This is a genomic window from Hydrogenophaga sp. RAC07 (assembly GCF_001713375.1).
Taxonomy (GTDB): domain Bacteria; phylum Pseudomonadota; class Gammaproteobacteria; order Burkholderiales; family Burkholderiaceae_C; genus Hydrogenophaga.
Genome location: NZ_CP016449.1, coordinates 4,041,374 through 4,053,959, shown reverse-complemented (window position 1 = coordinate 4,053,959; position 12,586 = coordinate 4,041,374). Strand labels below are relative to the sequence as shown.

Genomic DNA, 12,586 nt, shown 5'->3' with positions numbered 1-12,586 from the left:
GCAGGCCGCGGCCGGACGGGCGGCCTCAGGCTTTCCCCGACAATAGCCCCCATGAAACACCTCTCGCCCTCACAGGCCTGGGCCTGGCTGCAGGCCGAACGCGAGCAGCGCGAAGCCCGCGGCGAGCCCGCACCGTTGTTTGTGGACGTGCGCATGGAAATCGAATCGCTCTACGTGGGCCGCCCGCCCGGCGTGGAGAACATTCCCTGGTACGAATACCCCGACCTCACGCCCGACCCGGCGCGTTTTGCGCAAGCGGTGGAGCGGGAGGCGGGCGACAAACAACGCCCGGTGCTGCTGATCTGCCGCAGCGGCAAACGCACGCTGGACGCCGGCAAGGCGTTGGAAGCCGCCGGGTTTGCCGAAGTGGCACATGTGGTGCACGGCTTCGAGGGTGAACTCAACGAAGAATTCAAACGCTCCAGCCTCAACGGCTGGCGCTTTGAGGGCTTGCCGTGGGAGCAGATGTGATCGACATCGCGCCGGAAAGCGAAATCCTCGAGGCCAGCGTCGGCGTTCTGCAAGAGGTCTTCGGGTTCGACGCCTTCCGCGGCCCGCAGGCCGAGATCGTGGCGCACGTGGGGGGCGGCGGCGACGCGCTCGTGCTCATGCCCACGGGCGGCGGCAAGTCGCTGTGTTACCAGGTGCCGGCCATCGTGCGCGAGCGCAGCGGCCAGGGCCTCACCGTGGTGGTGTCGCCGCTGATCGCGCTCATGCACGACCAGGTGGGCGCCTTGCTCGAAGCCGGCGTGGCCGCGGCCTTTCTGAACTCCAGCCTGTCCAGCGAAGACGCGCAGCGCGTGGAAAAAGAGATGCTGCGCGGCGAACTCACGCTGCTCTACGCGGCGCCCGAGCGCCTGACCACGCCACGCTTCCTGGCCTTGCTCGACTCGCTCAGGGAGCGCGGCAAGCTGGCGCTGTTTGCCATCGACGAGGCCCACTGCGTGAGCCAGTGGGGCCACGACTTCCGCCCCGAGTACCGTGGCCTGGTGGTTTTGCACGAGCGTTTTGCCGGCGTGCCGCGCGTGGCGCTCACCGCCACCGCCGACGACCTCACGCGCGCCGACATCGTCGAGCGCCTGCAGCTGCAGGACGCGCGCACCTTCATCAGCAGCTTCGACCGGCCCAACATCCGCTACCAGCTGGTGGAGAAAAAGGACGCCACCGCCCAGCTGCTGCGCTTCATCCGCGACGAACACACCAGCGGCGACGAACACGACGCCGGCATCGTGTACTGCCAGTCGCGCCGCCGCGTGGAAGAGGTGGCCACGATGTTGTGCGAAGCGGGGCTCAACGCGCTGCCGTACCACGCCGGCCTGGACGCAGCCGTGCGGCAGAAACACCAGGACCGCTTCCTGCGCGAAGAGGGCCTGATCATGGTCGCCACCATCGCCTTCGGCATGGGCATCGACAAGCCCGACGTGCGTTTTGTGGCCCACCTGGACATGCCCAAGAACATCGAAGGCTACTACCAGGAAACCGGGCGCGCCGGTCGCGACGGTGAGCCCGCCAACGCCTGGATGGCCTATGGCCTGCAGGACGTGGTGAACCAGCGCCGCATGATCGACGAGAGTCCGGCGGCCGACGAGTTCAAGCAGGTGATGCGCGGCAAGCTCGACGCCTTGTTGACGCTCGCAGAAGCGAGCGATTGCCGGCGTGTGCGTCTGCTCTCCTACTTTGGCGAAGAGAGCGAGCCCTGCGGCAACTGCGACAACTGCCTGCATCCGCCGCAGCTGTTCGACGCCACCGAATCCGCGCGCAAGCTGCTCTCGTGCATCTACCGCGTGCAGCAGTCCAGCGGCACGGCGTTCGGCGCCGGCCACATCATGGACATCCTGCGCGGCAAGGTCACCGAGAAGGTGACGCAGCACGGGCACGACAAGCTTTCCACCTTCGGCATCGGCGCCGATTTGTCCGAAACCCAGTGGCGCGCGCTCTTGCGCCAGCTGATCGCGCGCGAAGCGGTGCAGGTGGACGCGGCGCACTACAACACCCTGCACCTGCAGGACGCGGCGCGCGAGATCCTGAAGGGCCAGAGCGCGGTGTGGCTGAAGTCGCTGTCCGAGAAAGCCGCCGGCTCCGGGCGGGTGAGTCGCCCGCGCAGCGCCCGCGCCACCGTGGCCGACGACGGCCAGCCGCTGACCCTGGCCGCGCGCGACGCCCTGGACGCACTCAAGGCCTGGCGCGCCGGCGTGGCCAAGGAACACAACCTGCCCGCGTTTGTGATCTTTCACGACGCCACCTTGCGCGCGATCGCCGCGCGCCAGCCCCGCACGCTGGCCGATCTGGACGGCATTGCCGGGCTGGGCGTGAAGAAACGCGAGGCCTACGGCGAGGAGGTGTTGCAGGTGGTGAGTGCTTTCAGTTAGCCGCGCCGGGGTGTTTCCGGCTCAAATCACCACCATCGCCTGACACGCCCGACCGCTCATCGCGGCGGGCGATCTCCCCACGTTTCAGTTCTCAAGAATGCGGGCCCACTGACGATGCAAGGGGTGTATCCGGGGATGTCCCCCAACACCCCGAACATCTCGAACGGAGCACTGCATGTTTTCCTGGCTGCCCTGGATTGGCAAAAGCAAAAGGGTTCAGTACCACGACACGCAGGTCCTGGAACTGGACTTTCTGGTGGACGAGTTCCACGCCGCAATGGCCGACATCCAGGACCCGATCCGTGTGCGCATCCATGCCGCGCTGCTGTCTTGCCAAAGCCCCAAGGACCTCTGGTTCCTGCGCAGCAAGCTGTTCGGTCTGATCTCCAAGCACCACTGCGAGAGCGTGGCCAACACCCGCATCGGCCGCCTCGACCAGAAGCTGCGCTTCTTCGTGGACAACCACCCCGATTACTCGTCGGACGAGCTGCCCAGCAAGCCCATGACGCTGCTGCACTGAGCAGCCGCTTCAAACCCTGCCCACCGCGACCGCTTTTCAGCGGTCGCGCAGTTTCAGCGCCGCCACCAGCGCCAGCGCACAGATCGCCGCCAGCATCAGGAAGGTTTCGTCGAACGCCGCCATGCGCGCCGGGCTGGCGGGGCTGGTGTCCAGCAGCGCACCGTGCGCCGCCACGCGCCATTCGAGCACGATGCCGCACAGGCTCACCCCCGCAGCACCCCCCAGCATGCGCAGGAAATTGATCACGCTGGAGCCTTGCGGAATGTGGCCGTGGCCCAGGCCGCGCATGGCACCGATGTTGAGCGAGGGCAGGATGAAACCCAGGCCGATGCGCCCCAGGATGGCCCAGGCGATCAGCAGCGGGATGATCTGCGCCGGGCGCCCCAGGTCGATGGTGACCATGAGCGCGAACGACGCGGACAACAGCACCAGACCGATGCTCACCAGCCGGTGCGTGGGCTGTTGGTCGGCCAGCCGCCCCACCACCGCGATGCTCACCGCCAGCACCAGGCCCGCCGGCAGCAGGATGGTGCCCACGTACGAGGCCGAGAGGCCCAGCCCCATCTGCATGTACACCGGCAGCAGGTAGGTGGAGCCGAACAGCGCAATGCCGTAGATGAAGGCCACGATGCTGCCCATGGCAAAGCGCCGGTCCTTGAACAGCGAGAGGTTCATCAGCGGGTCGATGCCCTGGTCGGGGTTTCGCAGCCGGCGTTTCAGCGTGCGCCGCTGCAGCACCACAAATGCCACCAGCAGCAGCGCGGCGCCGCCCAGCAGCAAGCTCGCGCTCAGCGCCGTGCCGCCCTGCAGTTCCACCAGGCCATTGAGCAGGCACAGCGTGCCCGCGGCGGCCAGCAGCAGGCCGCGCCAGTCCAGGTGGGCGCCCTGGCGGTTGGCCGCGAGACCCCCGGGTGAGGTGGTGGGCACATAGCGCCGTGCCAGCCACAGCGAGGCGATGCAGAACGGCACCACCATGAAGAAGATCGAGCGCCAGCCAAAGCCGTCGACCAGCAGGCCACCGATGCTGGGGCCCAGCGCGGGCGCGAGCACCACGCCCATGCCGAAGACGCCGCTGGCGCGGCCCTGTTCGTGCGGCTCGAAGGCGCGCAGGATGATGATGGCCGGGATGGGTTGCACCACACCGGCCGCCAGACCTTCGGCCACGCGCGCGGCCAGCACCAGCGGAAACGAGTTGGCAAAACCGCCGGCCACGCCGCCCACCAGCAGCAGCCACATGCAGCCCGCGTAGGTGCTCCGGTAACCGTAACGCGCCAGCAGCCAGGGCGTGGTGAGCATCGAGACCGTCATGGCCGCCATGAAACCCGACGTGGCCCACTGCGCGCGCTCCTGGCCCAGCGTGAAGTGCTGGCTCATGTCGGGGATGGCCACGTTGATGATGGTCGACGACATGATCGACGCCATCGTGCCCACCATCACCGAGAGCAGCAGCAGCCAGCGGTAACGCTCGCCGTAGCGCTCGCGCAGCGCGGGCAGGGTGTGGTCGGCCGGCTCAGCCATGCGGCCCCGCCGCAGCGGCCGCGCAGCGCGCGCAGATGCAGGCCTGCCCGGCCGATGCGGCGGGCACACGCTGCAGCAGCTCGGGGCTGAAGGTGGCGCCCACACACCAGCAGGGGCCCTGTTTCTGGCCGGTCTCGCGTTCCAGTTCCATCGCGCAACGGTTGGGCTCGCCGCACAGCGGGCAGCGCGCGGGGTCGATCTCGGGGGCGTTGGGGGTCATGGGAGATGGGGGTACTGACGCGCCGGGGCGGCGGTGGGTTGAGGCTATGGTAATTTCAAAGCCTTCTTCTTCGCCATGGTGTCTGCCGTGGCCACTGCCGGCATGCGCCAGCTGGTCTGGCGCACCCATTTCCCCATGCCCCTCTCTGTGTTTTTCCGCCGCACCGCCCTCCTGATGGCGCTGCTCCTGCCCGCCTGGGCTGCGCTGGCCGCCGGGCCCGCCCCCAACAGTGCGGCCCACACCGTGCCCGACACCATGGCCCAGCGCCTGCTCGCCTGCACCGTGTGCCACGGCGAGCAGGGACGCGCCACCAACGCAGGGTACTTTCCGCGCATCGCCGGCAAGCCCGCGGGTTACCTCTACAACCAGCTGGTGCACTTTCGCGCCGGTCGCCGCAACAACGAGGGCATGACGTCGCTGCTCGATTCGCTGAGCGACACCTACCTGCGCGAGATCGCGGCGCATTTCGCCAGCCTGGACCTGCCCTACCCGGCGCCGCAGCGCAGCGACGCAACACCCGCCGTGCTGCAACGGGGCGAGGCCCTGGCGCTGCGCGGCGACCCGGCGCGCGACCTGCCAGCCTGCGTGGCGTGCCATGGCCAGGCCCTCACCGGCGTGAACCCGGCCATCCCGGGTCTGCTCGGTCTGCCGCGCGACTACCTCATCGGCCAGCTCGGTGCCTGGCAAACCGGCCTGCGCCGCGCCAGCGCGCCCGACTGCATGGGTCACGTGGCCCAGCGCCTGAGCGGCGGCGACGTGAGCGCGGTGGCGAGCTGGCTCGCCAGCCAGCCGCTGCCGGCCAACACCCACCCTGCGCCCGGCACGGCCCAGCCGCTGCCCCTGCGCTGCGGCAGCGAGGGTTGAAGATGGCACACCACATCACACCCTGGCGGGTGGTCTTCGGGGGGCTGCTGCTGGGCGTGGGCGCGCTGGCGCTGGCCGTGCTGCTGGAACTGCGCGGCGCGCCGCTGGACACCGAAGCACCGCCCTTGACCGTGACACCTCAGCTCGTGGAGCGCGGCGCCTACCTCGCGCGCGCCGGCAACTGCATGGCCTGCCATACCGAACGCGGCGGCGCGGCCTATGCGGGTGGCCGCGCCGTGCCCACGCCGTTCGGTGCCGTGCTCTCGACCAACCTCACGCCGCACAAGGCCACCGGCATCGGGCAGTGGAGCGCGGCCGGGTTCTGGCGTGCCCTGCACCACGGCCAGTCGCAGGACGGCCGTCTGCTCTACCCCGCCTTCCCCTACAACCACACCACGCTGGTCACGCGCGAGGACAGCGATGCGCTGTTCGCCTTCCTGCACAGCCTGCCCCCGGTGGAGCAGGCCAACCGGCCGCACGGTCTGCGTTTCCCGTACAACACCCAGGCAGCGCTGGCGGTGTGGCGCGCGCTGTATTTCAAGCCCGGTGTGTTCGTGCCCGAGCCTTCGCAAGGCGCCGAGTGGAATCGTGGCGCCTACCTCACGCGCGGGCTGGCCCACTGCGCCGCCTGCCACACCGAACGCGATCCGCTGGGTGGCAGCAGCGAAGCGCAGGCCTTTCGTGGCGGCCTCATGCCCGCGCAAGACTGGTACGCGCCCTCGCTGCGGTCGGCGGCTGAAGGTGGCGTGGCCAGTTGGGACGCCGGGCAGGTGGTGGCCCTGCTCAAGACCGGTGTGGCCGAGGGCGCTTCGGTCATGGGGCCGATGGCCGACGTGGTGCTGCACGGCACGCAGCATTTGAACGACGCCGACCTGCGCGCCATGGCCGTGTATCTCAAGGGCCTGCCCGCGCACGACACGACCCCCGGGCGTCTGGAGCCTGCCGACCCGCAGCAGATGGTGCGCGGCGAGAAGCTCTACGCCCAGCAGTGTGCACAGTGCCACGGCGACAACGGTGAAGGTGCCGCCGGTGCATACCCGCGTCTGGCCGGCAACCGCGCCGTGATGCTGGAGACGCCGCACAACACGGTGCAGGCCATCCTGGGCGGCGGCTTCGCACCCGCCACCGCAGGCCACCCGCGGCCCTACGGCATGCCGCCCTACCGCACGCTGCTCACCGACGACGAGGTGGCCGCCGTGGCGAGCTTCGTGCGCCAGTCGTGGGGCAACCAGACGCCTGCGGTGTCCGGTCTGGCGGTGCAGCGCCTGCGCTGAAGCGCGGCTCGGCCCCGGTCGGGCCCTTGCTTGATCTGGATCATCGCGGGCCCGCGCGCCAGCGCTAGAGTGGGTGCAGCCGCCGAGCCCATGTCGGGCGATGCGGCGCATCCACATGACGACACCCTCTCGCCAGGTCCTCTTGTGCTGCGCAATCGCGCTGGTCCTCGGCGCGCTGGGCGGCTGCACGTCGCTGTTGCCGACCTCGCGCACCGATGTGGCCTCTCGCTGGACCAGCTACGAAGACGCCGAGCGTGCACTGGCCACCATGCAGGCCTTCGAGGCCCGCCGTGACGATGTTCACCGCCAGGGACTCGATCCGCGCCTGGGTCCCGGGATCACGGTGCTGCACTTCGCCGATGTGCTGCAGCGCTTTGCCGCTGTCGTGCAGAGCCGTCCGGACCACGTGGACCCGGGCGTCAACGCCTGCCTGCAGGCCGGCCAACGGTGCAGCGGCTACGCGATCTCCGTGAAGAAGCTGTCACGCCAGCGCGTGGGCAACTTCTGGGTCGATTCGCTGGACTTCCGGCGCGAAACCGTCACCACCGGCTGGAGCGTGGAGGTGCTGCTCGTATTCGTCGACGACACCCTGGTCTACAAGCTTGTGGGCGGTCAGCCCACCATCCGGGAGGTGGACGTCCAGCGCAAGCCGCTGGGCCCGCTGCAGGGCTGGGGCCAGCAGCTCGCGCGTTGATCTGTCCCACCCCGGGTGGGCATTCGGACCGCGCACAGCGCGGCGTCCGGTCAGCGTCTAGACTGGTTTGATGACACCTCGCAAATGGACTGTGCTTCCCGTGGTGGCCACCGTCGCCGCGGTAGTCCTGTTGTTCACCACCGGCTGCGCCGCCTGGCGCATCGGGCAGGCGGCCGATCTTGCTCGCAAGAGCACACCGTTTCAACAAAGCCCGGCCGACGCGGTGCTGAGCCTGCTCATCGTGGGCGACAGCACCGGCGTGGGCACCGGGGCCAGCTCACCCGACAACAGCCTCGCGGGCCTGCTCGGCCGCGCGCACCCGCGCCTGCGCATCGACAACCGCGCGCGCGACGGCGCCACCTTTGCCGATGTGGTGCGCCAGTTCGACGGCACGCAGCGGTACGACCTGGTGCTGGTGCAGGCCGGCGGCAACGACGTGATCCGCCTGCGCTCCGACGAGGATGTGCGCGCCGACATCGACCGGGCCACCGCGCTGGCCCGCGAACGGTCCGACCGCGTGGTGCTCATGCCCGCCGGCAATGTGGGCAACGCCCCCTTCTTTTTCCCACCGGCCTCGTGGCTCATGACGGACCGCGCGCGCCGCATGCACGGCTTCATTCGTGAATCGGCCGAGCGCCACGGCGCGGTGGTGGTCAACCTGTTCAAGGAGCGGGCCGACGACCCGTTCGCGCAGAAGCCCGAACTCAATGCGGTGGACGGCCTGCACCCCAGCGACGCGGGCTACCAGGTCTGGCGCGACGAGCTGCTGGCCCAAAGCGGCTGGGCCGAGGTGCTTGCCGCCGCCCGCTGAGCCTTACACGCCGGCCACCACCCCGTCGCTGCGCGGATCGGCTGCGCCTTCGATCACACCGTTGGGGTGGCGCACCAGCGCGCCCGCGTGGCCCATGGTGTCGCTGAAGGGCTCGGTGAACACCTCCACCTCGTGGCCGGCGGCCTTGAGCGCGTCAACCAGGGCCGGGTCGAAGCGGCTTTCCAGCTTGAGCGAGGTGGTCTCGCCGCCCCAGGTGCGGCCGAGCAGCCAGCGCGGCGCGGTCACGGCCTGCTGCAGGCCCTGGCCGAAGCGCGCGTAGCGCGTGAACACCGCCGCCTGCGTCTGGGGCTGGCCTTCGCCGCCCATGGTGCCGTAGGGCATCACGCGGCCGTCGTCGAACAGGGCCAGCGAGGGGTTGAGCGTGTGGAAGGGGCGCATGCCGGGCTTGAGCACGTTGAGCGCTTTCGGGTCGAGTGAAAAGCTCGTGCCCCGGTTCTGCCAGACGATGCCGGTGTCCTGCAGCACCACGCCCGAACCGAACTCCCAGTACACGCTCTGGATGAAGCTCACCGCGCGGCCCTGCGCGTCGATGCAGCCCATCCAGATGGTGTCGCCGGGCTTGGCCACGTCGGGCCAGGGCAGGGCTTTCTCGCGGTCGATCTCCGCCGCCAGCTCGGTGAGGGCGGCGGGTTTCAGGAAGCCTTTCGGGTCGGCCGGCAGGCGTTGCGGGTCGGTGACCACACGCTCGCGCACCCGGAAGGCGCGTTTGGTCGCTTCCACCAGGCCGTGCACGTGCGCGAAGCCTTCACCTTCGGTGACACCCAGGCGCTCGAACAAGCCCAGGATCATCAAGGCCGAGAGGCCCTGCGTGGGCGGCGGCAGGTTGTAGACCGTGCTGTCGTTCAGCCGCACCGACAGCGGCTCGACGATCTGCGCCTGGTAGGCCGCGAGATCGCTGGTGCGCAGCGGGCTGCCGACGCGCTCCAGTTCGGCGCCGATGCGAGCGGCGAGTTCACCGCGGTAGAAGTCGTCCAGGCCGCGCTCGGCCAGTTGCTCCAGCGTGCGACCCAGCGTGGGCTGTTTGAGCACGTGGCCCACGGCGGGTGGCTGGCCGTTGACCAGGTGGGTCTGCGCAAAACCCGGTGCGTCTTTCAGGCCATCGAATTTTTCGCGGGTGAGGGCGGCCTGGCTTTCGGTGACCGCGATGCCGTGGTGCGCGTGGCGGATGCCGTCGGCCAGCAGGCGCGACAAGGGCAGTGCCGGGCCCCACGCGGCGGCCACGTCGAGCGCCTTGGCCCAGCCGCCGATGGTGCCTGCCACCGTGAGCGCGGCCTTCGGGCCGCGCGAGGGGATGGTCTCGTGACCCGCATAGAAGCCCAGGTCGGCCATGGCGGCAGCCGGGCCGCAGGCCGAGATGGCCACAGGCTCCTTGCCCGGTTCGTGGATGAGCCAGAAGCCGTCACCGCCGATGGCGTTCATGTGCGGGTAGACCACGGCAATCGCCGCGGCGGCGGCCACCATGGCCTCGACCGCGTTGCCGCCGTCGCGCAGCACGTCGCGCCCGGCCTGCGCGGCCAGGTGGTGAGGCGCAACAAACATGCCGCCCAGGGCGGTGAGGGTGTGAATCATCGAAGGTCTCCGGGTTGTTGTGAGCTCAGGTCAGCAGGCCGTAAAACATGCGCGCAGCCGTCAACGCGAGGAAGGCCGCGAACACCTGACGCAGCCGTTTGGCGTTGATGGCATGCGCGAGTTTCGCACCCCAGCCGGTGGTGGCCAGCGTGGCCGGCACGATGAGCGCAAACCCCAGCAGGTTCACATAGCCCAGGCTGAAGGGCAGCCGGTCGGGCACGTCCAGCCCGTTGAGGATGAAGGCCAGCGCCCCGGGGAAACTGATGACCATGCCCAGCATGGCGCCGGTGCCCACCGCCGTGTGCATGGGCACGCGCAGCGCGTTGAGGATCGGCACGCTGAGCGTGCCGCCGCCAATGCCCATGAGCGTGGAGATGCCGCCGATGCCGCTGCCCAGCAACGCGGTGCCGGCGGTGCCGGGCAGGCCACCGGCCAACGCAAAGCCGTCGCGCTTGAAAGCCATGTTCAGGGCCACCACCAGCGCCGCCGAGGCGAACACCGCGGTGAGCGACGCGCCGCTCAGGAACCGGCTGGCCACCGAGCCGACGATCACGCCCAGGACCACCGAGGGCATGAGGCGCTTGATCAAGGCCATGTCCAGGCTGCCGCGTTTTTTGTGCGCACGGCTGGACATGATGGAGGTGGGAATGATGGTGGCGAGCGACGTGCCCACCGCCGCGTGCATGCGCACCGACTCGTCCACGCCGAGCAAGGTGAACAGGTGGTAGAGCACGGGCACGATGACGATGCCGCCACCGACGCCGAGCAGACCGGCGAGCACGCCCGCCACCAGGCCGGTGGCGAGCAGGGCCGCTGCCAGACCCAGCAACCAGGCGGTGCTGTATTGGTTGAAGAACTCCATGGTGTTTACCAGCCGATCGCCTTGGGCAACCACAGCGCGATCTGCGGGTACAGGAAGAGCAACACCAACGTGAGGAACTGCAGGCCGATGAAGGGGACCACACCTTTATAAATGTCCTTGATGTTCACCTCGGGAGGGGCCACACCCTTCAGGTAGAACAGCGCCCAGCCGAACGGCGGCGTGAGGAAGCTGGACTGCAGGTTCACCGTGATCAGCATGGCCAGCCAGACCGGGTCCACGCCCAGGTTCAGCAGGATCGGCAGGAACAGCGGCACGGCGATGTAGCTGATCTCGATCCACTCCACAAAGAAGCCCAGCACAAAGATGATGAGCATCATGAACCAGATGGCGGTATTGGTGCCGCCCGGCAGGGCCTCGAACATGCCGGCGATCAGGTCCTCGCCGTGCAGGCCGCGGAACGAGAGCGCGAACACCTGCGCCGTCATGAGGATGAACATCATGATGGCGGTGATCTTGCTGGTGTCCAGCGCGGTGGCCTTGAGCGTGGCCCAGGTGAAGCGGCCCGAGAGCGCCGTGATGATCACCGCGCCCACGGCGCCCATGCTGGCCGCTTCGGTGGGGGCAGCGATGCCGCCCACGATGGAGCCCAGCACCGCCACCACCAGCATCACCGGTGGCACCAGCACCTTGAAGAAGCGCACCCAGAGCTGGCGGCGCGACACCGCGTCGCGCTCGGCGATCGGGATCGGCGGCATGGTCTCCGGCTTGAGCCAGCCCATGATCACGAGGTAGACGATGTAGACGGCGGCAAGCAGCATGCCCGGGCCCACGGCGGCCGCGAACAGCGTGCCGACCGAGAGCTGCATGATGTCCGAGAGCAAGATGAGGATCAGGCTGGGCGGGATGATCTGGCCCAGCGTGCCCGAGGCGCAGATCACACCGCAGGCCACGCTCTTGTCGTAACCGCGCCGTATCAAGGTGGGCAAGGTCAGCAAACCCAGCGTGATGATGGTCGCACCCACGATGCCGGTGGTCGCACCCATGAGCACACCGAACAGCACGATGCCGATCGCCATGCCGCCCTTGAGGCCGCCGGCGATGTGGCCCATGACGTCGAGCAAGTCGTCGGCCAGGCGCGATTTCTCCAGCATCACGCCCATGAACACGAAGAGCGGGATGGCCATCCACTGGTAGCCGCTGACGATGCCGTAGAAGCGCGCGGGCAGCAGGTTGAACAGCGACTCGCCAAAGCCCAGCCAGCCGAACACGAAGCCGCTGACGGCCAGGCTGATGGCCACCGGGATGCCGATCATCAGCATCACGAAAAAGCCGACCAGCATGAAGATGGCGTAGGTCGACATCTCAAACATGGGCCGACTCCTTGTCGGTCAAGGGTGCGTCGAGCAGGCGCAGCAGCTGGGCGAACTGTTGCAGCACCAGCAGGCCATAGCCCAGCGGGATCAAGGCCTTGACCAGCCAGCGCAGTGGAATGCCACCCGGGTCGGCCGAGGCTTCGCTGATCGAGCGCGACTGCTCCACATAACCCAGCGACAACCAGATGAAGCCCAGGCTCACTGCGATGAGCAGCAGCGCGGAGACCACATCGACCACGCGTTTGGTGGTGGGCGAGTAGCGCGCGTAGAACAGGTCCACGCGCACGTTTTCACCGCGCTGCAGCGCGTGGCTCATGCCCAGGAGGATGAGGGCGGCCAGCAGGTGCCATTCGAGTTCCTGCGCCCAGACCGAGCCAAAGCTGAAGCTGTAGCGCAGGACCACGTTGGTGGCGACCAGGCCGATCATGACCAGCGCGATCCAGGCGGTGAGCCCGCCGATGCGGTCGATGAAACCCTCGATGAGAGCGGCCAGGGGCCGCAATGCCTTGAGCATGATGCCGATCCTTGGG

13 protein-coding genes are annotated in these 12,586 nt (G+C 68.7%); 7 read left to right on the top strand and 6 right to left on the bottom strand.

Going from position 1 to position 12,586, the window contains the following annotated elements; genetic code table 11:
- Positions 1-51 precede the first annotated feature (51 nt).
- The 3 genes from BSY239_RS18875 (at position 52) to BSY239_RS18865 (ending at position 2,889) form a co-directional block, all read left to right on the top strand.
- Positions 52-471, top strand: a complete 420-nt coding sequence (locus BSY239_RS18875; protein WP_069048154.1) for a rhodanese-like domain-containing protein — start codon at positions 52-54, stop codon at positions 469-471.
- Complete coding sequence (gene recQ / locus BSY239_RS18870) at positions 468-2,369, top strand: DNA helicase RecQ (protein ID WP_069048153.1); 1,902 nt, start codon at positions 468-470, stop codon at positions 2,367-2,369. Before BSY239_RS18875 ends, recQ begins: the two co-directional genes overlap by 4 nt.
- Before the next feature lie 175 nt (positions 2,370-2,544).
- On the top strand, positions 2,545-2,889 hold the full coding sequence (locus BSY239_RS18865) for a hypothetical protein (protein WP_069048152.1): 345 nt from the start codon (positions 2,545-2,547) through the stop codon (positions 2,887-2,889).
- Between the two features lie 36 nt (positions 2,890-2,925).
- Here the strand turns inward: BSY239_RS18865 and BSY239_RS18860 are convergent, their stop codons facing one another.
- Both BSY239_RS18860 and BSY239_RS18855 read right to left on the bottom strand, forming a co-directional pair.
- Positions 2,926-4,407, bottom strand: a complete 1,482-nt coding sequence (locus BSY239_RS18860) for an MFS transporter (protein ID WP_069048151.1) — start codon at positions 4,405-4,407, stop codon at positions 2,926-2,928.
- A complete protein-coding gene (locus BSY239_RS18855; RefSeq protein ID WP_069048150.1) occupies positions 4,400-4,627 on the bottom strand; it encodes a cysteine-rich CWC family protein in 228 nt (75 codons plus the stop codon). The genes BSY239_RS18860 and BSY239_RS18855 overlap by 8 nt, the downstream gene beginning before the upstream one ends.
- Positions 4,628-4,762: 135 nt before the next feature.
- Here BSY239_RS18855 and BSY239_RS18850 point away from each other — a divergent pair, with 135 nt between their 5' ends.
- From BSY239_RS18850 to BSY239_RS18835, 4 genes are all read left to right on the top strand, one after another.
- A complete protein-coding gene (locus tag BSY239_RS18850; protein WP_069049090.1) occupies positions 4,763-5,491 on the top strand; it encodes a c-type cytochrome in 729 nt (242 codons plus the stop codon).
- Between the two features lie 2 nt (positions 5,492-5,493).
- A complete protein-coding gene (locus BSY239_RS18845; RefSeq protein WP_069048149.1) occupies positions 5,494-6,765 on the top strand; it encodes a c-type cytochrome in 1,272 nt (423 codons plus the stop codon).
- 115 nt (positions 6,766-6,880) lie between these two features.
- Positions 6,881-7,459 (top strand): hypothetical protein, encoded by a 579-nt coding sequence (locus BSY239_RS18840; protein ID WP_069049089.1) that lies wholly within the window; start codon positions 6,881-6,883, stop codon positions 7,457-7,459.
- Between the two features lie 70 nt (positions 7,460-7,529).
- Complete coding sequence (locus BSY239_RS18835; protein ID WP_069048148.1) at positions 7,530-8,270, top strand: SGNH/GDSL hydrolase family protein; 741 nt, start codon at positions 7,530-7,532, stop codon at positions 8,268-8,270.
- A gap of 3 nt (positions 8,271-8,273) precedes the next feature.
- Here the strand turns inward: BSY239_RS18835 and BSY239_RS18830 are convergent, their stop codons facing one another.
- From BSY239_RS18830 to BSY239_RS18815, 4 genes are read right to left on the bottom strand one after another with little or no spacing between them, the layout of a single operon-like run.
- The gene (locus BSY239_RS18830) at positions 8,274-9,860 is read right to left on the bottom strand and encodes a gamma-glutamyltransferase family protein (RefSeq protein ID WP_069048147.1); all 1,587 of its coding nucleotides are present in this window, start codon (positions 9,858-9,860) and stop codon (positions 8,274-8,276) included.
- Between the two features lie 25 nt (positions 9,861-9,885).
- A complete protein-coding gene (locus BSY239_RS18825; RefSeq protein WP_069048146.1) occupies positions 9,886-10,722 on the bottom strand; it encodes a sulfite exporter TauE/SafE family protein in 837 nt (278 codons plus the stop codon).
- Between the two features lie 5 nt (positions 10,723-10,727).
- A complete protein-coding gene (locus BSY239_RS18820; protein WP_069048145.1) occupies positions 10,728-12,053 on the bottom strand; it encodes a TRAP transporter large permease in 1,326 nt (441 codons plus the stop codon).
- Positions 12,046-12,570, bottom strand: a complete 525-nt coding sequence (locus BSY239_RS18815; RefSeq protein ID WP_069048144.1) for a TRAP transporter small permease subunit — start codon at positions 12,568-12,570, stop codon at positions 12,046-12,048. Before BSY239_RS18815 ends, BSY239_RS18820 begins: the two co-directional genes overlap by 8 nt.
- Between the last annotated feature and the right edge of the window lie 16 nt (positions 12,571-12,586).

Bases quoted from the DNA above. Each gene is read 5' to 3' on its own strand.
- BSY239_RS18850 (WP_069049090.1), top strand. From the start codon at position 4,763: ATGCCCCTCTCTGTGTTTTTCCGCCGCACCGCCCTCCTGATGGCGCTG.
- BSY239_RS18865 (WP_069048152.1), top strand. From the start codon at position 2,545: ATGTTTTCCTGGCTGCCCTGGATTGGCAAAAGCAAAAGGGTTCAGTAC.
- BSY239_RS18820 (WP_069048145.1), bottom strand. From the start codon at position 12,053: ATGTTTGAGATGTCGACCTACGCCATCTTCATGCTGGTCGGCTTTTTC.
- BSY239_RS18815 (WP_069048144.1), bottom strand. From the start codon at position 12,570: ATGCTCAAGGCATTGCGGCCCCTGGCCGCTCTCATCGAGGGTTTCATC.
- BSY239_RS18875 (WP_069048154.1), top strand. From the start codon at position 52: ATGAAACACCTCTCGCCCTCACAGGCCTGGGCCTGGCTGCAGGCCGAA.
- BSY239_RS18835 (WP_069048148.1), top strand. From the start codon at position 7,530: ATGACACCTCGCAAATGGACTGTGCTTCCCGTGGTGGCCACCGTCGCC.
- BSY239_RS18830 (WP_069048147.1), bottom strand. From the start codon at position 9,860: ATGATTCACACCCTCACCGCCCTGGGCGGCATGTTTGTTGCGCCTCAC.
- BSY239_RS18825 (WP_069048146.1), bottom strand. From the start codon at position 10,722: ATGGAGTTCTTCAACCAATACAGCACCGCCTGGTTGCTGGGTCTGGCA.
- BSY239_RS18845 (WP_069048149.1), top strand. From the start codon at position 5,494: ATGGCACACCACATCACACCCTGGCGGGTGGTCTTCGGGGGGCTGCTG.
- BSY239_RS18860 (WP_069048151.1), bottom strand. From the start codon at position 4,407: ATGGCTGAGCCGGCCGACCACACCCTGCCCGCGCTGCGCGAGCGCTAC.
- BSY239_RS18840 (WP_069049089.1), top strand. From the start codon at position 6,881: ATGACGACACCCTCTCGCCAGGTCCTCTTGTGCTGCGCAATCGCGCTG.
- BSY239_RS18855 (WP_069048150.1), bottom strand. From the start codon at position 4,627: ATGACCCCCAACGCCCCCGAGATCGACCCCGCGCGCTGCCCGCTGTGC.